Origin of the sequence: Pseudomonas sp. WS 5010 (genome assembly GCF_012985565.1) — a bacterium.
Lineage (GTDB): Bacteria > Pseudomonadota > Gammaproteobacteria > Pseudomonadales > Pseudomonadaceae > Aquipseudomonas.
Map to the genome: position 1 here is coordinate 524,101 of NZ_JAAQWQ010000005.1, position 22,864 is coordinate 546,964.

A 22,864-nucleotide genomic window follows, 5' to 3' on the forward strand; every position below is an offset into this window, starting at 1 on the left:
ACGGCAAGTGGCCTGGAATTCCTTGCCCGCCACGCTGCCCAATCCGCTAGTCTTGATCCATCTTGGAAGGGAGTCGCCCATGTTTGAATCTGCCGAAATCGGTCACGCCGTCGATAAGGACACTTACGACGCTGAAGTCCCGGCCTTGCGGGAAGCTTTGCTGGAGGCGCAGTTCGAGTTGCACCAGCAGGGGCGCTTCCCGGTCATCGTGCTGATCAATGGCATCGAGGGCGCCGGCAAGGGTGAAACCGTCAAGCTGCTCAATGAGTGGATGGACCCGCGCCTGATCGAGGTGCGCACCTTCGACCAGCAGACCGACGAAGAACTGGCCCGCCCACCGGCCTGGCGCTACTGGCGGCAATTGCCGGCCAAGGGGCGCATGGGGGTGTTTTTCGGCAACTGGTACAGCCAGATGTTGCAGGCGCGGGTCCACGGCCAGATCAAGGATGCGCGCCTGGACCAGGCCATTGCCGGGGCCGAACGCCTGGAGCAGATGCTCTGCGATGAAGGGGCGCTGATTTTCAAGTTCTGGTTCCACCTGTCCAAGAAACAAATGAAGGCGCGGCTCAAGGCCCTGCAGGACGACCCGCTGCATAGCTGGCGCATCAGCCCGCTGGACTGGCAGCAGTCCGAGACCTACGACAAGTTTGTGCATTTCGGTGAGCGCGTGCTGCGCCGCACCAGCCGTGACTATGCGCCCTGGCATGTGATCGAAGGCGTGGACGCCAATTACCGCGGCCTGACCGTGGGCAAGATCCTCCTGGAGGGCCTGCAAAATGCCCTCAAGGTGCCCAAGGCCAGGGCCAGCGGGATCCAGCCGGCGCCATTGCCGTCGTCGGTGGACCAGATGAGCCTGCTCGACAGCCTGGACATGACCCAGCGCCTGGAAAAGGACGACTACGAAGAGCAACTGATTACCGAACAGGCGCGGCTCTCGGGCCTGATGCGTGACAAGCGCATGCGCAAGCACGCGCTGGTCACGGTTTTTGAAGGGAACGACGCGGCGGGCAAGGGCGGGGCGATCCGCCGGGTCGCGGCGGCGCTGGACCCACGCCAGTACCGCATCGTGCCGATTGCCGCGCCTACTGAAGACGAACGCGCCCAGCCATATTTGTGGCGCTTCTGGCGGCAGATCCCGGCGCGGGGCATGTTCACGGTGTTTGACCGCTCCTGGTACGGCCGCGTGCTGGTAGAGCGCATCGAAGGCTTTTGCACCACGGCCGACTGGATGCGCGCCTACGCCGAGATCAACGATTTCGAGGAGCAACTGCGCGATTCCGGGGTGATCGTGGTCAAGTTCTGGCTGGCCATCGATAAACAGACCCAGCTGGAGCGCTTCCAGGCCCGGGAAGAAATTCCGTTCAAACGCTTCAAGATCACCGAAGACGACTGGCGCAACCGCGACAAGTGGGATGCCTACCGGGCGGCGGTGGGCGACATGGTGGATCGCACCAGCACCGAGATCGCGCCCTGGACCCTGGTGGAAGCCAATGACAAGCGCTGGGCGCGGGTCAAGGTGTTGCGCACCATCAACCTGGCGCTGGAAGAGGCGTTCGCCAAGTCTGACAAGCACGACAAAAAGAAGAAGCACAAATAGCGCCATGCTTTTGCATACGCCAGGTGAATGATCGTCGCGATCACCCGGCGCTGGATCTATCCTCGATCTGTCTCCCAACAACGACAAGATTGAGGTAGCCCATGCGTGAAGTAGTGATCGTCGACAGCGTGCGAACCGGCCTGGCCAAGTCCTTTCGCGGCAAGTTCAACCAGACCCGCCCCGATGACATGGCCGCGCATTGCGTCAATGCGCTGCTGAGCCGCAGCGGCATCGACCCGGCCAGTGTCGAGGATTGCATTGTCGGTGCCGGCTCCAACGAAGGCGCCCAGGGCTACAACATCGGTCGCAACGTGGCGGTGCTGTCGCGCCTGGGCACCGGCACCGCCGGCATGACCCTCAACCGTTTCTGCTCCTCAGGGCTACAGGCGATTGCCATTGCGGCCAACCAGATTGCCTCGGGGTGCAGCGACATCATTGTCGCCGGTGGCGTCGAGTCCATCAGCCTGACGATGAAGAGCGTGAATACCGACAACCTGATCAACCCTTTGCTCAAGGAGCAGGTGCCGGGCATCTATTTCCCCATGGGCCAGACCGCCGAGATTGTCGCCCGCCGCTATAACGTCAGCCGCGAGGAGCAGGACCTGTACGCCTTGCAAAGCCAGCAACGCACCGCCCAGGCCCAGGCCGACGGGTTGTTTGACGATGAAATCGTGGCCATGGCGGTCAAGTACAAGGTCGAGGATAAGAACACTGGCCAGGTGCAGATTCTCGATGGCGTGGTCGACCGCGACGACTGCAACCGCCCGGACACCACCCTGGCCAGCCTGAGCGGGCTCAAGCCAGTGTTTGCCGAGGACGGCTCGGTGACAGCGGGAAACTCGTCGCAATTGTCCGATGGCGCATCGATGACCCTGGTGATGAGCCTGGAAAAAGCCCTGGAACTGGGGCTCAAGCCCAAGGCGTTTTTCCGTGGCTTTACCGTTGCCGGTTGTGAGCCGGACGAGATGGGCATCGGCCCGGTGTTCTCGGTGCCCAAATTGCTCAAGGCCCGTGGCCTGCAAGTGGCGGACATCGACCTGTGGGAACTCAACGAGGCGTTTGCTTCGCAGTGCCTGTATGCGCGCAATCGCCTGGAGATCGACAATGCCCGGTACAACGTCAATGGCGGCTCGATCTCCATCGGCCATCCGTTCGGCATGACCGGCTCGCGGCAGGTGGGGCATCTGGTACGGGAGCTGCAACGGCGCAATTTGCGCTATGGCATCGTCACCATGTGCGTCGGCGGCGGGATGGGGGCGACCGGGTTGTTTGAAGCCGTGCGCTGATCTATTAAACACCGCAGATCAAATGTGGGGGGCTTGCCTTAATGCCAGTCAGTTAAGCGCAGATCCCCTGTGGGAGCGGGCTTGCTCGCGAAAGCAGTGGGTCAGTCAACATCAATGTTTACTGGGCCGACGTCTTCGCGGCGATACGGCGATCCGACAAGCCCACTCCCACAGTTGGTTTGTGGTGTGCCTGATAAAAAACTTCGCCAAGGTTTACCCACATCCCCCTAGAATGCGGGTTCCTCTACCTCTGGCTCTTGGGGCACTCATGCACATCTCTTCCGGCCGCTGGGTCTACGGCTTATCCCTGACCCTGCTGACCGCGCTGCTCTGGGGCATTTTGCCGATCAAGCTCAAACAGGTACTGCAGGTGATGGACCCGATCACCGTGACCTGGTTTCGCCTGATGGTGTCCGGCAGTTGCCTGTTCGTCTACCTGGCCGCGGTCAAGCGCCTGCCCAGCCCGAAAGTCCTGGGCAAGCGCGGTGGCTGGCTGGTGGCGATGGCGGTGTGCGGCCTGCTGGGCAACTACGTGCTCTACCTGGTCGGGCTGAAGATGTTGAGCCCCGGCACGGCGCAACTGGTGGTGCAGATGGGGCCGATCTTCTTGATGATTGCCAGTGTGTTCCTGTTCAAGGAGCGTTTCAGCCTGGGGCAGGGCGTTGGCTTGCTGGTATTGATCATCGGCTTTGGGCTGTTCTTCAACCAGCGCCTGGCGGAGCTGTTGACGTCCCTGGGCACCTACACCGCCGGGGTGCTGACGATTCTGCTGGCGACCACCATCTGGGTGTTCTACGCCCTGGGCCAGAAGCAGTTGCTGACGGTGTGGAATTCGTTGCAGGTGATGATGGTGATTTACCTGTGTTGCGCGTTTCTCCTGTTGCCGTGGGTGCATCCCATGGAGGCGCTGCAACTGAGCCCCTTGCAAGGCTGGCTGTTGCTGGCGTGCTGCTTCAATACGCTGATTGCCTATGGCGCATTTGCCGAGGCCCTGGCCCACTGGGAGGCGTCGCGGGTCAGTGCGACCCTGGCAATCACCCCGTTGGTGACTTTTGTCGCTGTGGCGATCGCGGCGTGGTTGTGGCCCGACTATGTGCATGCCGAGCAGATCAACGGCCTGGGTTACGGCGGTGCGGTGCTGGTGGTGCTGGGGTCAGCGTCGGTGGCGCTGGCGCCGTCCTTGATCGCCGGGCTCAAGGCCCGGCGCGCAAGGTTGATACAACCTCTGTAGGAGCCGGCTTGCCGGCGAAAAACCCAAGGGCAACGCGGGGCATCAGTCACCCCGCGTTATCGTTGACGTTTTTCGCCGGCAAGCCGGCTCCTACAGGAGAGGGGATCAGTGCCCGGCTTCGAGCATGTTTTCCGGGCGTACCCACTGGTCGAACTCGGCATCGGTGAGGTAGCCCAGCTCCAGCGCGGCTTCGCGCAGTGTCAGCCCTTCGGTATAGGCCTTCTTGGCAATCTGCGCCGACTTGTCATAGCCGATATGCGGGTTCAACGCCGTCACCAGCATCAAGCCACGCTCCAGGTGCGCGGCCATTTGCTCGGCGTCGGGCTCAAGGCCGGCGATGCAATGCTCCTGGAAGTTGCGGCAGCCGTCGGCCAGCAAACGGATCGACTCCAGCAGGTTGTGGATAATCACCGGCTTGTACACGTTCAACTGCAAATGCCCTTGGCTGGCGGCAATGCCGATGGTCACGTCGTTGCCCAGCACCTGGCAGGCCAGCATCGACAGCGCTTCGCACTGGGTCGGGTTGACCTTGCCGGGCATGATCGAGCTGCCCGGCTCATTGGCCGGCAAGCGCACTTCGGCCAGCCCCGCACGTGGGCCCGAGCCCAGCAGGCGCAGGTCGTTGGCGATTTTCATCAAGGCCACGGCCAGGGTCTTCAGGGCGCCAGACAGGGTGGTCAGCGGCTCATGGCCCGACAGTGCGGCGAACTTGTTGGGCGCGGTGACAAACGGCAACCCGGACAACGCGGCGATTTCTGCGGCAATCGCCTCGCCAAAGCCATGGGGCGAGTTCAGGCCGGTGCCGACCGCCGTGCCGCCCTGGGCCAGTTCGTAGACGGCGGGCAGGGCGCTGCGAATGGCGCGCTCGGCATAATCCAGTTGCGCGATAAACGCCGAGACCTCCTGGCCAAAGGTGATGGGCGTGGCATCCATCATATGGGTGCGGCCGGTCTTGACCAGCTTCATATGGCGCGCCGACAACTCCGCCAGCCCGCCGGACAGCTCACGCAGCGCCGGCAGCAATTGCTCGTGCACCGCCTGCACGGTGGCGATGCTCATGGCGGTGGGGAAGCAATCGTTGGAGCTCTGGGAACGGTTGACGTGATCGTTGGGGTGCACCGGGCTCTTGCCGCCACGGGCCTTGCCCGACAGCTCGTTGGCACGGCCGGCGATCACTTCGTTGGCGTTCATGTTGCTCTGGGTGCCACTGCCGGTCTGCCAGACCACCAGCGGGAACTGGTCATCATGCTTGCCGTCGAGCACTTCATCAGCAGCCTGTTCGATCAGCCGGGCGATGTCGGCGGGCAGGTCGCCGTTGCGGTCGTTGACCCGCGCTGCAGCTTTCTTGATCAGGACCAGGGCGTGGAGTACCGCCAGTGGCATGCGTTGCTCGCCGATGGCGAAATTGACCAGTGAACGCTGGGTCTGTGCGCCCCAGTAAGCGTCATCCGGGACTTGTACTTCGCCCAGGCTGTCGGTTTCGATACGGCTCATCGCAGGGACTCTCCTTGTAGTCGGTTTGCGCAGTTTAGGCCCTGGCGGCACGTTTGGGTTCCATAAAAGCCATTTCATCGGGCAAACCCTCGCAAAACCAGGCCCTACAAGGCGTGGGGTTGAGTGCCGGCGTTTTTTAGGCGCAGAATGGTCGCCCTTGGGGTCTTACCTCGCCTGCTAGAAAAGGAAACTCGATGACTCGTCTTCGTGCCATCTGTACCGCGGTTGCTCTGGTCTGTGCCAGCGGCCAGGTTCTTGCCGATACCGCCAGCCACAACGCCAGTGCCGAAGCCTTCCTGACCCTGGCTCACGCAGACAAGCTGGGCACCCCGGTGTACATGCAAGTGCAACAAATGTTCGCCCAGCGCTTCGAGCAGACCAAGGCGCCTGCCGCCAAGCAAACCGTTCTGGACACCTACCAGGCCAAGGCCAACGCCGCCCTGGACCAGGCCATTGGCTGGAACAAGCTCAAGCCGGACATGGTCAAGCTGTACACCAGCAACTTCAGCGAGTCCGAACTCAAAGACCTGGTTGCCTTCTACAAGTCGCCACTGGGCAAGAAAGTTTTGGAGAAAATGCCGCAACTGACCCAGCAATCGGCCCAACTGACCCAGGCCAAGCTGGAAAGCGCGGTACCTGTCGTGAACAAGCTGTTGGAAGACATGACCAACGAGCTGACCCCCAAAGCCGCACCCGCCAAGAAGAAGTAAGCAATGACCATGCAGCAGCGTATCGAATCGGCACTTGCCGCCCTGAGCCCGGAACACCTGAGTGTGCTGGACGAAAGCCATATGCACAGCCGTGGATTGCAGACGCATTTCAAGGCCGTGCTGGTCAGCCAGCAGTTCGAGGGGCTCAACCGGGTCAAGCGCCATCAGAAGGTCTACGCCACGTTGGGTGACCTGATGAGCGAGTTCCATGCGCTGGCGCTGCACACCTACACGCCTGAAGAATGGGCAAAAACCGACGCAGCCCCGGCCTCGCCGACCTGCGCTGGCGGTAGCAAGCACTGACACCCACCGTTCTGTAGGAGCCGGCTTGCCGGCGATAGCGGTTAACCAGGCGCCACCCTCAGTGGCTGACCCGCCGCCATCGCCGGCAAGCCGGCTCCTACAAAGGCCTATGTTTTGCTAGAATCCGCAACGCGCCGCTTAGTCGGCGCGTTTTTTTTGCATCCGGTTCACCCTTTACGAGGGTAGCCACCTGGAGAGAACACCCATGACACAACTCATCGTCGTGGCGGCACTGTATAAGTTCGTCACCCTCGAAGATTACGTGGCCCTGCGCGAGCCGCTGTTGCAGGCCATGGTCGACAACGGCATCAAGGGCACCTTGCTGATCGCCGAAGAAGGCATCAACGGTACCGTTTCCGGCAGCCGCGAAGGCATTGATGGCCTGATGGCCTGGCTGAAGAACGACCCACGCATGGTCGATATCGATCACAAAGAGTCGTACTGCGACGAGCAGCCGTTCTACCGCACCAAGGTCAAGCTGAAAAAAGAGATCGTGACCCTGGGCGTCGAAGGCGTCGACCCGAACAAGAAAGTCGGGACCTACGTTGATCCACAAGACTGGAACGCGTTAATCAGCGATCCAGAAGTGCTGTTGATCGATACCCGTAACGACTATGAAGTGTCGATCGGCACCTTTGAAGGCGCAATCGACCCGAAGACTACGAGTTTTCGCGAATTTCCCGACTACATCAAAGCTAACTTCGACCCGGCCCGGCACAAGAAAGTCGCCATGTTCTGCACCGGCGGCATTCGTTGTGAAAAAGCCTCGAGCTATATGCTCAGCGAGGGCTTCGATGAGGTGTATCACCTCAAGGGCGGCATCCTCAAATACCTCGAAGAAGTGCCCCAGGAAGAGACCAAGTGGCAGGGCGACTGCTTTGTTTTCGATAACCGCGTGACCGTGCGCCACGACTTGAGCGAAGGTGACTACGATCAATGTCATGCCTGCCGTACTCCGGTTAGCGTAGAGGACCGCGCATCCGAGCATTACGTGGCCGGCATCAGTTGCCCGCACTGCTGGGATAAGCTGTCCGAGAAGACCCGTCGCAGTGCGATCGACCGTCAGAAGCAGATCGAGCTGGCCAAGGCCCGCAACATGCCGCACCCGATTGGTTACAACTACAAGCAATCATCCACCGAGGCTTGAACCATGTCTGCGCGCCTGCTCTATGTGATGGACCCGATGTGTTCCTGGTGCTGGGGTTTTGCCCCGGTGGCCAAGGCCCTGGTTGAGCAGGCCCAGGCAGCGGGCGTGGAGCTGCACCTGGTGGTGGGCGGCTTGCGCACCGGCAGTGGCGCGGCGCTGGAGCCGGCCACCCGGCGCTATATCCTGGAGCACTGGCAGGCGGTGACTGAAGCCACTGGCCAGCCGTTCCGCCTGGAGGGCGCCTTGCCTGATGGCTTTGTGTATGACACGGAGCCGGCCTGCCGGGCCCTGGTCACCGCGCGCGGCCTGGCGCCGGATTGCGCCTGGACCTTGCTCGGGCTGATCCAGCAGGCGTTTTATGTCGAGGGCCGCGATGTGACCCGCGCCAGTGTGCTGGTGGAACTGGCCGAGACCGCCGGGGTGCCGCGTATCGAGTTTGCCGAGGCCTTTGACCGTGCCGAGCAGCATGCAGCCACGGCCGCCGATTTTACCTGGGTGCAGGATCTGGGCATTGCCGGCTTCCCCACCTTGCTGGCCGAGCGCAATGGCCAGTTGGCCTTGTTGACCAACGGCTACCAGCCGCTGTCCGAGCTCGCACCTTTGCTCGGTCGCTGGCTGGAGCGAGCTGCCTGTGCATGATCAGCCAACGCCACGGGTTGATCGGCTGACCTGGGCAGAAATCCGCCGCCTGGCCCTGCGCCATAAAAAAGCCCTGTGGATCGCCAATGGTGTCGCCGTTCTGGCGACCCTGTGCAGCGTGCCGATTCCCTTGCTCCTGCCTCTGCTGGTGGACGAGGTGCTGCTGGGCAATGGCGATGGCGCGTTGAAAGTGATGAACCATGCGTTGCCAGCAGCCTGGCAGCAGGCCGCCGGCTATATCGGCCTGATGCTGCTGATCACCCTGGTGCTGCGTTGCGCGGCCCTGGTGTTCAACGTGGTCCAGGCGCGCCTGTTTGCCGGGCTGGCCAAGGACATTGTCTATCGCATCCGTGTGCGGTTGATCGAACGGCTCAAGCGTATCTCCCTGAGCGAATACGAAAGCCTGGGCGGCGGCACCGTGACCACGCACCTGGTCACCGACCTGGACACGGTGGACAAGTTTGTCGGTGAAACCTTGAGCCGGTTCCTGGTGGCCACGTTGACCCTGGTCGGCACCTCCGGGATCCTGATGTGGATGCACTGGAAGCTGGCGCTGTTGATCCTGCTGTTCAACCCGTTGGTGATCTATGCCACGGTGCAGTTGGGCAAGCGGGTCAAGCACCTGAAGAAGCTGGAAAACGACAGCACCTCGCGGTTTACCCAGGCGCTGACGGAAACCCTGGATGCGATCCAGGAAGTGCGCGCCGGCAATCGCCAGGGCTTTTTCCTCGGGCGCCTGGGGCAGCGTGCCCAGGAAGTGCGCGACTTTGCCATCAACTCCCAATGGAAAAGCGACGCCTCCAGCCGCGCCAGTGGCCTGCTGTTCCAGTTTGGTATCGACATCTTTCGCGCGGCGGCAATGCTCACCGTGCTGTTTTCCGACCTGTCCATCGGCCAGATGCTCGCGGTGTTCAGCTACCTGTGGTTCATGATCGGCCCGGTGGAGCAACTGCTGAACCTGCAATACGCCTACTACGCTGCCGGTGGCGCGCTGACGCGCATCAACGAACTGCTGGCCCGCGCCGACGAGCCGCAATATGCCGGGGGCGAGGATCCGTTTACCGGGCACGAAACCGTGGGTATCGAGGTGCGGGGCCTGGACTTTGGCTACGGCGAAGACCTGGTGCTCAACCAACTGAACCTGGCCATCGCTCCCGGCGAGAAGGTGGCGATTGTCGGCGCCAGTGGCGGCGGTAAAAGCACCCTGGTGCAACTGCTGTTGGGGCTCTACACCCCGCAGGCAGGCACGATCCGCTTCGGCGGCGCGACCCAGCAGGCGATTGGCCTGGAAACCATCCGCGAGCATGTCGCGGTGGTGCTGCAGCACCCGGCACTGTTCAACGATACCGTGCGCGCCAACCTGACCATGGGCCGCGAACGCAGCGACCAGGCCTGTTGGCAGGCCCTAGAAATCGCCCAGTTGGAGGCTACGGTCAAAGGGTTGCCCCAGGGCCTGGACAGTATTGTCGGGCGCTCTGGCGTGCGCTTGTCCGGTGGCCAGCGCCAACGCCTGGCGATTGCCCGAATGGTACTGGCCGAGCCAAAGGTGGTGATCCTCGACGAAGCCACCTCGGCCCTGGATGCGGCCACCGAATACAACCTGCACCAGGCGCTGGCGCGGTTTCTCAGTGGGCGTACTACACTGATCATTGCTCACCGTTTGTCGGCGGTGAAGCAGGCTGATAGGGTATTGGTGTTTGACGGTGGACACATTGCCGAAGATGGCGACCACCAGCAACTGATAGCCGATGGCGGTTTGTACGCCAAGCTTTATGGACACTTGCAACAAGTTCGCTGAATCGATCCCGTATCCGATCCTGGAGGGATCGCGTTTGGCCTCGGCTGTGCTGTCAGGAGCAGTTTTTACTCGCCTGTGCTGATGCAAGGGACCTCATGAAGCAGAAGCGAACTCTCGGAACACCAAGGTTGCTGGGCATTGTCTGGCCCTTTATTGCCGTCGTCCTGTTTCAGGCACTGCTGGGCTGCGTCAGCCTCTACATGCTGTCGGCCGTGCGCGGCTATGTGGCGGGCGAGAGCCTGTGGTCCAAGGGCCAGAAAGACGCCATCTACTATCTGACGCTATACGCCGACAACCGCGACCAGGCGACCTTTCTCAAATACCAGAATGCGATTGCGGTGCCCCAGGGCGGGCACGAGTTGCGGGTTGCCCTGGATCGCCCCAGCCCTGACCTCGCGGCGGCGCGCCTGGGGATTCTCAAGGGTGGTAACCATCCAGATGATGTGTCGAGTCTGATCTGGCTCTATCTCAACTTTCGCCATTTCAGCTACCTGGAAAAAGCCATCGAACTGTGGACCATCGGTGATGGCTACCTGGTGCAACTCGATGACCTGGCGCAGGAGATGCACAGGGGGATCATTGCCAATCGGGTCAGCAGCGCCGACATCCATGCCTGGAAAGAGCGGATTATCGCCATCAACGATGGCGTGACACCGGCGGCCAAGGCCTTCAGCGATGCCCTGGGCGAAGGCTCCAGGATGATTCTGCGCCTGCTGGTGACCACCAACCTGGCCACCGCCCTCGGCCTGATCGCCCTGGCGTTGCTGCGCACCCGCAAGCTCTTGGCCCAGCGGCACGCGTTTGCCGATGCCTTGCAACTGGAGAGGGAGCGGGCGCAGATCACCCTGGAGTCCATTGGCGATGGGGTGATCACCACCGATGTCGACGGGGCGATCGCCTATATGAACCCGGCGGCGGAATCCCTGACCCACTGGAACGCGGCCCAGGCCCAGGGCTTGCCGTTGGCCGCGCTGTTCAATCTGCGGGATGAACACGCCCAGGCCGATGGGTTTACCCTGATCGATCACATTCTTGACGGCCAACTCAGTGGCGGCAGCGAGCACTCCAAGCTGATCCAGCGCCTGGATGGCAGTACCGTGTCCGTGACCCTGGTGGGCGCACCGATCCGCAGTGCTGGCAAGGTCAGCGGGGCGGTGCTGGTGTTGCACGACATGACCCAGGAGCGCCAATACATTGCCAACCTGTCCTGGCAGGCGACCCATGATGCATTGACCGGGCTGGCCAACCGGCGCGAATTTGAGTATCGCCTGGAGCAGGTGCTACACGGCATCGGGCGCCAGCAGTCGGCGCGGCATGCCTTAATGTTCCTCGACCTGGACCAGTTCAAACTGGTCAACGACACCTGTGGCCATGCGGCAGGCGATGAATTGCTGCGGCATATCTGCGCCCTGCTGCAATCGGACCTGCGCGAAGGCGATACCCTGGCCCGCCTGGGCGGTGATGAGTTTGGCATTCTGCTGGAGAACTGCCCGGCGCCGGTGGCCGAGAAAATCGCCGAGAGCCTGCGTCACACCGTGCAAAACCTGCACTTCGTCTGGAAAGGCCGACCGTTTGTCACCACGGTCAGTATCGGCCTGGTGCATATCACCCACACCCCGACCACCCTGGAAACTTCGTTGCGTGCTGCCGATATGGCCTGCTACATGGCCAAGGAGAAGGGACGCAACCGGGTGCAGGTCTATCACGCCGATGATACCGAATTGTCCCTGCGTTTTGGCGAAATGGCCTGGATCCAGCGCTTGCACATGGCCCTGGAAGAGGACCGTTTTTGCCTGTATGCCCAGGAAATCGCCCCCTTGGGCCACACCGAGGCGGGCAACGGGCATATCGAGATTTTGCTGCGCCTGCACGATGAGGCCGGGCGGATGATCTTGCCCGACAGCTTTATCCCGGCCGCCGAGCGTTACGGGTTGATGACCTCCCTGGACCGCTGGGTGGTGGAGAACGTGTTCAAGCTGATTGCCCGCTGCATGGTCGAGCGACCGGGCAGGCCCATGGCGATGTGTGCGATCAACCTGTCGGGCATTACCATCGGCGATGACGACTTCCTGCGCTTTTTGCGGGAGAAGTTCAGCGCCTACGGCATTCCGCCGGGGATGATCTGTTTTGAAATCACTGAAACCAGTGCAATTTCCAACCTGGGCAGCGCGATTCGTTTTATCAATGAGCTCAAGGCCTTGGGTTGTTGCTTCTCCCTGGATGACTTTTGTGCGGGGATGTCCTCATTCGCCTACCTCAAACATTTACCTGTAGACTTCCTGAAGATCGATGGAAGTTTCGTAAAGGATATGCTGGACGACCCGATTAACCGCGCCATGGTCGAAGTGATCAACCACATCGGCCATGTCATGGGTAAGCGCACTATTGCCGAGTTTGTCGAAACGCCGCACATCGAGCAGGCATTGCTCGAGATCGGCGTGGACTACGCTCAGGGCTACCTGATTGAACGCCCGCAATTGTTTACCTTCGATAGTTTGCAGTGTCGACCTGCGCGCCCGCAGCCTCTGTTGTTCAGGGCGCCCGGCACGTTCCGCTGAAACATCTGCTGGTCTGTACACATCACACATCAAAAGGAGCCCGACAGTGATCGACACATTCAGCAGAACCGGCCCGCTTATGGAAGCCTCAAGTTACCCCGCCTGGGCTCAGCAACTGATCCAGGACTGTAGCGAGAGCAAGCGCCGAGTTGTCGAACACGAACTGTACCAGCGCATGCGCGATAACAAGCTCAGTGCCAAGACCATGCGCCATTACCTGATTGGTGGCTGGCCAGTGGTGGAACAGTTCGCGTTGTACATGGCACAAAACCTGACCAAGACCAAGTTTGCCCGTCACCCCGGCGAGGATATGGCGCGACGTTGGTTGATGCGCAATATTCGCGTGGAACTGAACCATGCCGATTATTGGGTGCATTGGGCGCGCGCCCATGGTGTTGGCCTGGAAGAGTTGCAGGCGCAGAACGTACCGCCCGAGTTGCATGCACTGAGTCATTGGTGCTGGCACACCAGTTCGGCCGACTCGTTGATCGTCGCGATTGCGGCCACCAACTACGCCATCGAGGGGGCCACTGGGGAGTGGTCTGCGCTGGTGTGTTCGACGGGCGTGTATGCCGCAGCTTTCCCCGAAGAAGATCGCAAGCGCGCCATGAAGTGGCTGAAGATGCATGCCCAGTACGATGATGCCCACCCGTGGGAAGCACTGGAAATCATCTGCACCCTGGCGGGGATGAACCCGAGCAAGGCGTTGCAAGTGGAGTTGCGCCAGGCCGTGTGCAAGAGCTACGACTACATGTACCTGTTCCTGGAACGCTGCATGCAGTTGGAGAAAACCCCAGTGACCCGCGAGCGCCAGGTATTGGCGACCAGCGAAGCCTGACCCAGGCAGGGCGGGGTAGCGTTTACCCCGCCATTGCCAGGCGGTTGCGGCCTTCGCGCTTGGCCACATACAAGGCATTGTCGGCCCGGCGCAGCAGGCTCTCGGCCGACTCGCCTGCCAGCAAGGTCGCGCAACCCAGGCTCACCGTCAATTCGATACGCGTGGTGTCCGCCCAGTAGTCCTGGGCCTGTGCTGCCTGGCGCAGGCGTTCGCCCACCATGGCCGCGGCATCGCGCCCGGTGTTGGACAGCAGGATCAGGAACTCTTCCCCGCCAAACCGAAACACCATGTCCACATTGCGCAACTGGCCCTTGATCGAGGCTGCGACGGCCTTGAGCACCTTGTCGCCGGTGGCGTGGCCGTGGCTGTCGTTGATGCGCTTGAAGTGATCGATATCGAGCATCAGCAAGGACAGCGGATGCAGGTGCCGCTTGGCCATCTCGATCTCCCGGCCCAGGGTCTGGTCCATGGCGATGCGGTTGCCGGTCTCGGTCAGCGGGTCACGCAGGGCGCTGCGGGTCGCGGTGCGATACAGCAGGGCGTTGCGCATCGGGTAGAGCAGGCTGGCCAACAGCGACTCCAGGTTGCCCTGTTCTTCTTCGCTGAAACGCTGGTTGCGGCGAAACACCAGCTCTCCCAGATGCTCGCCCTGGTGGCTGAGGCTATAGCTCACGGAGTGATGGCCGCGCTGGCCATATTCCAGGCGCAGGTCGCTGGCTTCATGGCGGTATTGCAGGGCGTCCAGGGGCACCAGGCGCTGCACTTCGCGAAAGAACAGGCCAAGGATCCGCTCGGCTTCCAGGCTGGTCTGCAATTGCAGGTTCAGCTGCTGGCGCAGTTGCGCGAGGCTGATGGGGCGCCGTGCGATAAGGGAAGGCTGGCCAAAGCCCAGGCGTTGCAATTTGGCACTATCGAAGTCAATTGCGTTGGTCTGGGTCGGTGTTTTCATAAACGGGCAGGTCTCTAAGCACAGAATGCTGTCTTACAGGCTCGATGGGAGCGGCCACTGGCGGGCGTCTTACTGTTCCTTCAGTTCCGTAAAACTTAGGTAACAGTCTAGTCCGCTTTGCCGGGGGTTATAACCCCTGATCCCATGCCGCACGTCTTGATGTCGCGCTGCCTGCTTAAGCATATTGGAGCGAAAACCGTGCCAGTTAGTGCAATTAGTTTTTAGTGCTTATAAAACAAGGGGATGGGATTTATTGAGGAAAGGGAGCGGTGGGAATTTGGCGCAGGCCCATTGAGCCCGACACTGCGCCATCGCGGGCAAGCCCGCTCCCACAATGGCGTGGTGTCATGTCCGAAGATTATTGCGCGTCGAACGCCTGCCCATTGATCCCCGAGCTATCCGGGCCCATCAGGTACAGGTACACCGGCATGATCTCCTCCGGCAGCGGGTTGTTGGCCGGGTTTTCCCCTGGATAGGCCTGGGCGCGCATGCTGGTGCGGGTGGCGCCGGGGTTGATGCTGTTGGCACGTACTGCCGCGACGGTGTCGAGTTCGTCGGCCAGGGTTTGCATCAGGCCTTCGGTGGCAAATTTCGACACACCATAGGCGCCCCAGTAGGCCCGGCCCTTGCGCCCGACGCTGCTGGAGGTGAACACCACCGAAGCGTCCTGGGACAGCTTGAGCAGCGGCAGCAGGGTGGCGGTCAGCATGAACATGGCGTTGACGTTGATATGCATGACCCGCATGAAATTCTCGCCCGACAGCTGTTCGATCGGGGTGCGTGGGCCGATGATCGAGGCGTTGTGCAGCAGCCCGTCGAGATGACCGAATTCTTTTTCAATCATTGCCGCCAGCTCATCGTATTGATGGGGCAGGGCGGTTTCCAGGTTGAACGGGATCACCACCGGTTGCGGGTGACCGGCGGCTTCGATTTCATCGTAGACCTGGGCCAGGTTGGCTTCGGTCTTGCCCAGCAACAGTACGGTGGCACCGTGGGCGGCATAGGTCTTGGCCGCCGCTGCACCAATCCCGCGACCGGCACCGGTGACCAGGATGACCCGGTCCTTGAGCAATTCTGGGCGTGCGGAGTAATCAAACATAATCGACCTCAACAAAAATTCAGTCTGAATGTGGGAGCGGGCTTGCTCGCGATAGCACAGTGTCAGTCAATAAGTCGGCAACTGATTCACCGCTATCGCTGGCAAGCCAGCTCCCACATTGATCTCAGTGTTTCAGTGTCAGCAGCTGCAGAGTGCGCTATCGAGCACCTTGCGCAGTTCCAGCGGGTGATCGACCACGACGTCGGCGCCCCAGTTGCGGGCGTTGTCGTCAGGGTGGATGTAGCCGTAGGTGACGGCCGCAGTACGGGTGCCAGCGTCGCGGCCCGACTCGATATCCCGCAGGTCGTCGCCCACGAACAGTACGCTGGCCGGGTCCAGGTCAAGCATCTTGCAGGCCAGGATCAGCGGCTCCGGGTCGGGCTTGCTGTTTTTTACGTGGTCCGGGCAGATCAGCAGCGCCGAGCGCTGGGCCAGGCCCAGTTGTTCCATGATCGGCTCGGCAAAGCGCAGGGGCTTGTTGGTGACTACGCCCCAGATCAGCTTGGAACGCTCGATGTCTTCCAGCAGTTCGGCCATGCCATCAAACAACTTGCTGTGGATTGCGCAGCCCTTGACGTAGCGTTCGAGGAACTCCAGGCGCAGCTCTTCAAAGCCTGGGGACTGCGGATCCATGGAAAACGTCACGGCGACCATGGCCCGGGCACCGCCGGAAATTTCATCGCGGATATGCTGGTCGTTGATCGGCGCAAGCCCGCGCTCGGTGCGCATGGCCTGGCAGATGGCGATAAAGTCCGGCGCGGTATCGAGCAGCGTACCGTCCATGTCGAAAAGAACCGCTTTCAACTTCACAGGCTTATTCCTCTCGCAGGGTCTGGATCATGTAATTGACGTCGACGTCGCTGGCCAGCTTGTAGTGCTTGGTCAGTGGGTTGTAGGTCAGGCCGATGATGTCCTTGACGGTCAGCCCGGCCTGGCGGCTCCAGGCGCCCAGTTCGGAAGGGCGGATGAACTTCTTGAAGTCATGGGTGCCGCGTGGCAGCAGCTTCATGATGTATTCGGCGCCGATGATCGCGAACAGGTAGGCCTTGGGGTTGCGGTTGATGGTGGAGAAGAACACTTGGCCGCCGGGCTTGACCATGCGGAAGCAGGCGCGGATCACCGACGATGGGTCGGGCACGTGCTCCAGCATTTCCAGGCAGGTCACTACGTCAAACTGCTCGGGCATTTCCTCGGCCAGGGCTTCGGCGGTGATCTGCCGGTACTCCACGCTCACGCCCGACTCCAACTGATGCAGCTGGGCCACGGCCAGGGGCGCTTCGCCCATGTCGATGCCCATCACCGTGGCGCCGCGCTGGGCCATGGCCTCGCTGAGAATGCCGCCACCGCAGCCCACGTCGAGGACCTTCTTGCCGGCCAGGTTGACGCGCTCGTCGATCCAGTTGACCCGCAGCGGGTTGATGTCGTGCAGCGGCTTGAACTCGCTTTCGCGGTCCCACCAGCGGTGAGCCAGGGCTTCGAATTTGGCGATTTCGGCGTGGTCGACGTTACTCATGGGTAGTCCTCTAAATCCGATAAAACGGTGTGCCTGGCCCGGAAGGCTGATCCGGGGGCGGCGTTATTCTGGGTGTCCGCTGATGCGCCGGCCCCAGGCAGCGGCCGTGGCGCTCAGTTGCTGTTCATCCATGCGGGTCAGTTGCCGGTCGTCGAGCAGTTGCTTGCCGCCGACCCAAAGGTGTTTCACACAATCGCGGCCGGTGGCATATATAAGCTGCGAGACCGGATCGTAGATCGGTTGCTGGGCCAGGCCAGAAAGGTCGAAGGCTACGATATCCGCGGCCTTGCCCACTTCCAGCGAGCCGATTTCTGTTTCCAGGCCCATGGCCCGCGCACCGTTGAGGGTGGCCATGCGCAGCGCGCGATGGGCATCCAGGGCGCTGGCCGAGCCAGCAACGGCCTTGGCCAGCAGCGCGGCGGTGCGGGTTTCACCCAGCAGGTCGAGGTCATTGTTGCTTGCCGCGCCGTCGGTGCCTACTGCCACATTGACGCCGGCCTGCCACAGACGTTCCACCGGGCAGAAGCCACTGGCCAGTTTCAGGTTGGATTCCGGGCAGTGGATCACGCTGCTGTTGCTTTCTACCAGCAACGCCAGGTCGTCTTCGCTGATTTGGGTCATATGAACGGCCTGCAGCCGCGGGCCGAGCAAGCCCAGGCGTGCGAGGCGGGCCAGGGGCCGTTCGCCATACTGCTCGATGGACTGCTGCACTTCAAAGGCCGTCTCGTGGACATGCATATGAATGGCGGCGTCCAGCTCCTCGGCGATCACCCGGACTTTTTCCAGGTTCGCATCGCTGACGGTATAGGGCGCATGGGGGCCAAAGGCGATTTTGATCCGTGGGTGATGCTTGAGGTCGCCAAACAACTCCACGCCCTGGCGGATCGCCTCATCGGCGGTGGCGGCGCCGGGGATCGGGAAGTCGAGGATCGGCATCGCAATCTGCGCGCGCATACCGCTGTTGTGCACGCGTTCGCTGGCGACCTTGGGGAAGAAGTACATGTCTGAGAAGCAACTGATGCCGCCCTTGATCTGCTCGGCGATCGCCAGGTCAGTGCCGTCGCGCACGAAGGCTTCATCGACCCACTTGGCTTCGGCCGGCCAGATATGGTTTTGCAGCCAGGTCATCAGCGGCAGGTCGTCGGCCAGGCCGCGAAACAGACTCATCGCCGCATGGCCGTGGGCATTCACCAGGCCCGGGCTGAGCAGCACCCCCGGCAGCTCGCGTACTTCGTGGGCTGCCAGCTTCAGCGCCTGGGCGCGCGGGCCGATAAATGCGATGCGGCCATCGCGAATGCCCAGGCCATGTGCCTTGAGCACCACGCCCGCAGGCTCGACCGGTACCAGCCAGCTTGGCAGCAGCAGTAAGTCGAGCGGGGCGGCAGGTGGCGTCATAGCGGGCATCGTCCGGGGCGGTCATATAAAGAGGGCGAAGTATACCCGAGCGTCCTGGCTGGCGGATCGCTATAATCCGCGGCTTTTGTTGATGAGTACGGGGTGAGGGATGCGCGATCGACTGTTGGCGGCGGAGAAAGTGAGGGCCATCGATTGGCGTGATGGCGCACTGCACCTGCTCGATCAGCGTGCGCTGCCGTCCCGGGAAAGCTGGGTCATATGCTCGTCGGTCGACGAAGTGGCCGCAGCCATTCGTATGATGGTGGTGCGCGGCGCGCCGGCCATTGGCATCAGCGCGGCCTACGGCCTGGTGCTGGCCGCCCGTGCACGGATTGCCGAGGGCGGTGACTGGCAGGCTGCATGGGAGGAGGACTACGCGCTGCTGGCCGAATCCCGGCCCACAGCGTCAAACCTGTTCTGGGCCCTCAAGCGCATGCGCGATCGCCTCGACCGCCTCAAGAAGCACGCCGACCCGTTGGCGGTGCTGGAGGCCGAAGCTATCGCGATCCATGAAAGCGACCGTGAAGCCAACCTGACCATGGCGCAATTGGGCGTCGAATTGATCCGCAAACACCAGGGCAATGCCCAGGCCATCCTCACCCACGGCAATGCCGGGGCCTTGGCTAGCGGTGGCGTGGGCACGGCGCTGGGGGTGATCCGCGCGGCGTTTCTGGAAGGAATGGTCGAGCAGGTCTATGCCAACGAAACCCGCCCCTGGTTGCAAGGCTCGCGGCTGACTGCCTGGGAGCTGGCGAGCGAGGGCATCCCGGTTACGGTGAATGCCGACTCGGCCGGCGCGCATATCCTCAAGACCAAAGGCGTGACCTGGGTAATTGTTGGCGCCGACTGCATCGCGGCCAATGGCGATGTGATCAGCAAGATCGGCACTTACCAACTGGCGGTAAGCGCCATGCACCATGGTGTGCGCTTCATGGTAGTGGCCCCCAGCTCTACGCTGGACCTGATGATGGCCACTGGCGATGACGTTGCCCTGGAAGAGCGGGATGCCGGCGAGCTGCTGGAGGTCGCCGGTCAGCGGTTTGCCGCCGATGTCGCAGCCTTTAACCCGGTGTTTGACGTCACGCCGGCGGACCTGATCGACGTGATCGTCACCGAAAAAGGCATTGTCGAGCGGCCGGACGCGGCCAAGCTGGCCCAGTTGATGTGTCGCAAGCGTCTGCATTAAGGGCTGTAATATCTGGCAGATTGCAATCTCGGGCACGCGTGGTTCCACACGTTGAATGCATTTGCAAATCAACTGTGGGAGTGGGCTTGCCCGCGATGGGCTTCGAAAGCCAACAAAACCCTCGGTTCCATAGGCAAATCCAAGCCTAGATTCAGCTCTGAGCCCCTCTCGTCGCCCTCAAGCCTGTCATCGGTCAACTTACTACGCTCCATGCGCATCTGGGGGATAGGTGCGTGGCGGCGATTGTGATACCATTCGGCGGTTTCCAGGGTCACCCCAAGGGGCGGCCCTTAATGCGCAGATCCGTGTCATAACTCGTTGATTTGTCGTAAGTCGTTGCCAGGCATCATGTCGGCGGCGGCGAGCTTCGTTCGTCCCAAATGGATGTGACGAGGTTTCACCCGAAAAAGGAATCAGGCTTCTCATGGGCGAACTGGCCAAAGAAATCCTCCCGGTCAATATCGAAGACGAGCTGAAACAGTCCTACCTCGACTACGCGATGAGCGTAATTGTCGGGCGGGCACTGCCTGATGCGCGCGATGGCTTGAAGCCCGTGCACCGGCGTGTGCTGTTCGCGATGAGCGAGCTGGGTAACGACTGGAACAAGCCGTACAAGAAATCTGCCCGTGTTGTCGGTGACGTGATCGGTAAGTATCACCCTCACGGCGACACTGCGGTGTACGACACCATCGTTCGGATGGCCCAGCCGTTTTCCCTGCGCTACCTGCTGGTAGACGGCCAGGGCAACTTCGGTTCGGTGGACGGCGACAACGCGGCGGCCATGCGATACACCGAAGTGCGCATGACCAAGCTGGCACACGAGCTGCTGGCCGACCTGCACAAGGAAACCGTGGACTGGGTGCCGAACTACGACGGCACCGAAATGATCCCGGCGGTCATGCCGACCCGTATTCCCAACCTGTTGGTCAACGGCTCCAGCGGTATCGCCGTGGGCATGGCCACCAACATCCCGCCACACAACCTCGGTGAAGTCATCGACGGTTGCCTGGCCCTCATCGACAACCCTGAGCTGACCGTCGATGAGCTGATGCAGTACATCCCTGGCCCGGACTTCCCGACCGCCGCGATCATCAATGGTCGTGCCGGCATCATCGAAGCCTACCGCACCGGTCGTGGCCGCATCTACATGCGTGCGCGCTCGATGATCGAAGACATCGACAAGGTCGGTGGCCGCCAGCAGATCGTCATCACCGAACTGCCTTACCAGCTGAACAAGGCGCGTCTGATCGAGAAGATCGCCGAGCTGGTTAAAGAGAAGAAACTCGAAGGTATTACCGAGCTGCGCGACGAGTCCGACAAAGACGGTATGCGCGTGGTGATCGAGCTGCGTCGTGGCGAAGTGCCTGAGGTGATCCTCAACAACCTCTACGCCCAGACCCAGCTGCAAAGCGTGTTTGGTATCAACGTCGTGGCCTTGATCGACGGTCGCCCGCGCATCCTGAACCTCAAGGATCTGCTGGAAGCCTTCGTCCGTCACCGTCGCGAAGTGGTGACCCGCCGTACCGTGTTCGAGCTGCGCAAGGCCCGTGAACGTGGGCACATCCTGGAAGGCCAGGCGGTTGCGCTGTCGAACATCGACCCGGTCATCGCCCTGATCAAGGCCTCGCCGACCCCGTCGGAAGCCAAGGAAGCACTGATCAAGATGCCGTGGGAATCCAGCGCCGTCGTGGCGATGGTTGAACGTGCCGGTGCCGATTCGTGCCGTCCGGAGACCCTGGATCCGCAATACGGCCTGCGCGATGGCAAGTACTTCCTGTCGCCGGAACAGGCCCAGGCCATCCTGGAACTGCGCCTGCACCGCCTGACCGGTCTGGAGCACGAGAAGCTGCTGGCCGAGTACCAGGAGATCCTCAACCAGATCGGCGAGCTGATCCGCATCCTCAATAGCGCCGTGCGCCTGATGGAAGTGATCCGCGAAGAACTGGAAGTGATCCGCGCCGAATACGGCGACGTGCGCCGCACCGAAATTCTCGATGCGCGCCTGGACCTGACCCTGGGTGACATGATCCCGGAAGAAGAGCGCGTGGTGACCATTTCCCACGGCGGCTACGCCAAGACCCAGCCTTTGGCTGCGTACCAGGCCCAGCGTCGTGGTGGTAAAGGCAAGTCGGCGACTGGCGTCAAGGATGAGGACTACATCGCTCACCTGCTGGTAGCCAACAGCCACACCACGCTGCTGCTGTTCTCCAGCAAAGGCAAGGTGTACTGGCTCAAGACCTACGAGATCCCGGAAGCGTCCCGCGCTGCCCGTGGTCGTCCGCTGGTCAACCTGTTGCCGCTGGACACCGACGAATACATCACCACCATGCTGCCGGTCGAGGAATACACCGAGGGTCACTTCATCTTCATGGCCACCGCCAAAGGCACCGTGAAGAAGACCCCGCTGGAATCCTTCAGCCGCCAGCGCAGCGTGGGCCTGATCGCCCTGGAGCTGGACGAGGGCGACGTACTGATTTCCGCCGCCATTACCGATGGCGAGCGTGAAGTCATGCTGTTCTCCGACGGTGGCAAGGTGACGCGCTTCAAGGAATCCGACGTACGTGCCATGGGGCGTACCGCCCGTGGTGTGCGCGGCATGCGCCTGCCGGAAGGGCAGAAGCTGATTTCCATGCTGATCCCGGAAGAAGGCAGCCAGATCCTTACTGCTTCGGCTCGTGGTTATGGCAAGCGCACCGCCATCAGCGAGTTCCCCGAGTACAAGCGTGGCGGCCAGGGCGTTATCGCCATGGTCAGCAACGATCGCAACGGCCGTCTGGTCGGCGCGGTGCAGGTGCTGGATGGCGAGGAAATCATGCTGATTTCCGACCAGGGCACCCTGGTGCGTACCCGGGTTGATGAAGTGTCGAGCCTGGGCCGTAACACCCAGGGCGTGACCTTGATCAAGCTGGCCAGCGACGAGACCCTGGTGGGTCTGGAGCGTGTCCAGGAGCCATCGGAAGTCGAAGGCGAGGAGCTGGAAGGCGAGGAGTTTGATGGCGAGGTGATCGCAGCCGGCGATGACAGCGTCGACGAGCCAACCCTCGATGCTGCCGCAGACGAGGAAGAACCGCAGGAATAAGCGGACAACCAAGGGGGCGGATGAAGATTCGCCCCCTTGTTA

Annotated in this window: 18 protein-coding genes; 12 read left to right on the forward strand and 6 right to left on the reverse strand. The window is 61.6% G+C overall.

Going from position 1 to position 22,864, the window contains the following annotated elements; all coding sequences use genetic code 11:
• Nucleotides 1–79 precede the first annotated feature (79 nt).
• The 3 genes from pap to HBO11_RS19350 all read left to right on the forward strand — a co-directional run bounded on the left by pap (nucleotide 80) and on the right by HBO11_RS19350 (nucleotide 4,114).
• A complete protein-coding gene (pap, locus tag HBO11_RS19340) occupies nucleotides 80–1,597 on the forward strand; it encodes a polyphosphate:AMP phosphotransferase (RefSeq protein WP_169952768.1) in 1,518 nt (505 codons plus the stop codon).
• A gap of 101 nt (nucleotides 1,598–1,698) precedes the next feature.
• Nucleotides 1,699–2,883 carry a thiolase family protein gene (locus HBO11_RS19345; RefSeq protein ID WP_169952767.1) on the forward strand — a complete coding sequence of 395 codons (1,185 nt, stop codon included), beginning with the start codon at nucleotides 1,699–1,701 and terminating at the stop codon, nucleotides 2,881–2,883.
• A gap of 268 nt (nucleotides 2,884–3,151) precedes the next feature.
• Entirely contained in the window at nucleotides 3,152–4,114 is a 963-nt protein-coding gene (locus tag HBO11_RS19350) for a DMT family transporter (RefSeq protein ID WP_169952766.1), read from the forward strand.
• 105 nt (nucleotides 4,115–4,219) lie between these two features.
• Here HBO11_RS19350 and HBO11_RS19355 read toward each other — a convergent pair whose 3' ends face one another.
• Complete coding sequence (locus HBO11_RS19355; RefSeq protein ID WP_169952765.1) at nucleotides 4,220–5,608, reverse strand: class II fumarate hydratase; 1,389 nt, start codon at nucleotides 5,606–5,608, stop codon at nucleotides 4,220–4,222.
• 194 nt (nucleotides 5,609–5,802) lie between these two features.
• Between HBO11_RS19355 and HBO11_RS19360 the strand changes: the two genes are divergently transcribed.
• The 7 genes from HBO11_RS19360 (at nucleotide 5,803) to HBO11_RS19390 (ending at nucleotide 13,601) form a co-directional block, all read left to right on the forward strand.
• Nucleotides 5,803–6,318, forward strand: coding sequence for a DUF2059 domain-containing protein (locus HBO11_RS19360; RefSeq protein ID WP_115127820.1), 516 nt, complete (start codon nucleotides 5,803–5,805; stop codon nucleotides 6,316–6,318).
• A gap of 3 nt (nucleotides 6,319–6,321) precedes the next feature.
• Entirely contained in the window at nucleotides 6,322–6,621 is a 300-nt protein-coding gene (locus HBO11_RS19365; protein ID WP_115127821.1) for a BolA family protein, read from the forward strand.
• A gap of 205 nt (nucleotides 6,622–6,826) precedes the next feature.
• A complete protein-coding gene (locus HBO11_RS19370; protein WP_169952764.1) occupies nucleotides 6,827–7,768 on the forward strand; it encodes a rhodanese-related sulfurtransferase in 942 nt (313 codons plus the stop codon).
• 36 nt (nucleotides 7,769–7,804) lie between these two features.
• Nucleotides 7,805–8,407, forward strand: a complete 603-nt coding sequence (locus HBO11_RS19375; RefSeq protein ID WP_169952869.1) for a DsbA family protein — start codon at nucleotides 7,805–7,807, stop codon at nucleotides 8,405–8,407.
• Entirely contained in the window at nucleotides 8,400–10,205 is a 1,806-nt protein-coding gene (locus HBO11_RS19380) for an ABC transporter ATP-binding protein (protein WP_169952763.1), read from the forward strand. Before HBO11_RS19375 ends, HBO11_RS19380 begins: the two co-directional genes overlap by 8 nt.
• Before the next feature lie 95 nt (nucleotides 10,206–10,300).
• Entirely contained in the window at nucleotides 10,301–12,763 is a 2,463-nt protein-coding gene (locus tag HBO11_RS19385) for an EAL domain-containing protein (RefSeq protein ID WP_169952762.1), read from the forward strand.
• Between the two features lie 46 nt (nucleotides 12,764–12,809).
• Entirely contained in the window at nucleotides 12,810–13,601 is a 792-nt protein-coding gene (locus HBO11_RS19390) for an iron-containing redox enzyme family protein (RefSeq protein WP_169952760.1), read from the forward strand.
• Nucleotides 13,602–13,623: 22 nt separating this feature from the next.
• Here the strand turns inward: HBO11_RS19390 and HBO11_RS19395 are convergent, their stop codons facing one another.
• The 5 genes from HBO11_RS19395 to HBO11_RS19415 form a co-directional block, all read right to left on the reverse strand.
• Nucleotides 13,624–14,550 (reverse strand): GGDEF domain-containing protein, encoded by a 927-nt coding sequence (locus tag HBO11_RS19395; protein WP_169952758.1) that lies wholly within the window; start codon nucleotides 14,548–14,550, stop codon nucleotides 13,624–13,626.
• Between the two features lie 358 nt (nucleotides 14,551–14,908).
• Nucleotides 14,909–15,649 carry a YciK family oxidoreductase gene (locus tag HBO11_RS19400; protein ID WP_032863166.1) on the reverse strand — a complete coding sequence of 247 codons (741 nt, stop codon included), beginning with the start codon at nucleotides 15,647–15,649 and terminating at the stop codon, nucleotides 14,909–14,911.
• Nucleotides 15,650–15,787: 138 nt separating this feature from the next.
• Nucleotides 15,788–16,459, reverse strand: a complete 672-nt coding sequence (gene mupP, locus HBO11_RS19405; RefSeq protein WP_169952756.1) for an N-acetylmuramic acid 6-phosphate phosphatase MupP — start codon at nucleotides 16,457–16,459, stop codon at nucleotides 15,788–15,790.
• 4 nt (nucleotides 16,460–16,463) lie between these two features.
• Nucleotides 16,464–17,162 (reverse strand): bifunctional 2-polyprenyl-6-hydroxyphenol methylase/3-demethylubiquinol 3-O-methyltransferase UbiG, encoded by a 699-nt coding sequence (ubiG, locus tag HBO11_RS19410; protein ID WP_003172645.1) that lies wholly within the window; start codon nucleotides 17,160–17,162, stop codon nucleotides 16,464–16,466.
• A 63-nt stretch (nucleotides 17,163–17,225) separates the two neighbouring features.
• Nucleotides 17,226–18,557, reverse strand: coding sequence for a TRZ/ATZ family hydrolase (locus HBO11_RS19415; RefSeq protein WP_169952754.1), 1,332 nt, complete (start codon nucleotides 18,555–18,557; stop codon nucleotides 17,226–17,228).
• A 109-nt stretch (nucleotides 18,558–18,666) separates the two neighbouring features.
• On the opposite strand from HBO11_RS19415, the gene mtnA reads away from it, so the two are divergent.
• Together mtnA and gyrA are read left to right on the forward strand one after the other, a co-directional pair.
• Nucleotides 18,667–19,743, forward strand: coding sequence for an S-methyl-5-thioribose-1-phosphate isomerase (gene mtnA, locus HBO11_RS19420; RefSeq protein WP_169952752.1), 1,077 nt, complete (start codon nucleotides 18,667–18,669; stop codon nucleotides 19,741–19,743).
• 424 nt (nucleotides 19,744–20,167) lie between these two features.
• Entirely contained in the window at nucleotides 20,168–22,822 is a 2,655-nt protein-coding gene (gene gyrA, locus HBO11_RS19425; RefSeq protein WP_029298707.1) for a DNA gyrase subunit A, read from the forward strand.
• Nucleotides 22,823–22,864: the final 42 nt, after the last annotated feature.

Bases quoted from the DNA above. Each gene is read 5' to 3' on its own strand.
- pap (WP_169952768.1), top strand. From the start codon at position 80: ATGTTTGAATCTGCCGAAATCGGTCACGCCGTCGATAAGGACACTTAC.
- HBO11_RS19345 (WP_169952767.1), top strand. From the start codon at position 1,699: ATGCGTGAAGTAGTGATCGTCGACAGCGTGCGAACCGGCCTGGCCAAG.
- HBO11_RS19350 (WP_169952766.1), top strand. From the start codon at position 3,152: ATGCACATCTCTTCCGGCCGCTGGGTCTACGGCTTATCCCTGACCCTG.
- HBO11_RS19355 (WP_169952765.1), bottom strand. From the start codon at position 5,608: ATGAGCCGTATCGAAACCGACAGCCTGGGCGAAGTACAAGTCCCGGAT.
- HBO11_RS19360 (WP_115127820.1), top strand. From the start codon at position 5,803: ATGACTCGTCTTCGTGCCATCTGTACCGCGGTTGCTCTGGTCTGTGCC.
- HBO11_RS19365 (WP_115127821.1), top strand. From the start codon at position 6,322: ATGACCATGCAGCAGCGTATCGAATCGGCACTTGCCGCCCTGAGCCCG.
- HBO11_RS19370 (WP_169952764.1), top strand. From the start codon at position 6,827: ATGACACAACTCATCGTCGTGGCGGCACTGTATAAGTTCGTCACCCTC.
- HBO11_RS19375 (WP_169952869.1), top strand. From the start codon at position 7,805: ATGTGTTCCTGGTGCTGGGGTTTTGCCCCGGTGGCCAAGGCCCTGGTT.
- HBO11_RS19385 (WP_169952762.1), top strand. From the start codon at position 10,301: ATGAAGCAGAAGCGAACTCTCGGAACACCAAGGTTGCTGGGCATTGTC.
- HBO11_RS19395 (WP_169952758.1), bottom strand. From the start codon at position 14,550: ATGAAAACACCGACCCAGACCAACGCAATTGACTTCGATAGTGCCAAA.
- HBO11_RS19400 (WP_032863166.1), bottom strand. From the start codon at position 15,649: ATGTTTGATTACTCCGCACGCCCAGAATTGCTCAAGGACCGGGTCATC.
- ubiG (WP_003172645.1), bottom strand. From the start codon at position 17,162: ATGAGTAACGTCGACCACGCCGAAATCGCCAAATTCGAAGCCCTGGCT.
- HBO11_RS19415 (WP_169952754.1), bottom strand. From the start codon at position 18,557: ATGACGCCACCTGCCGCCCCGCTCGACTTACTGCTGCTGCCAAGCTGG.
- mtnA (WP_169952752.1), top strand. From the start codon at position 18,667: ATGCGCGATCGACTGTTGGCGGCGGAGAAAGTGAGGGCCATCGATTGG.
- gyrA (WP_029298707.1), top strand. From the start codon at position 20,168: ATGGGCGAACTGGCCAAAGAAATCCTCCCGGTCAATATCGAAGACGAG.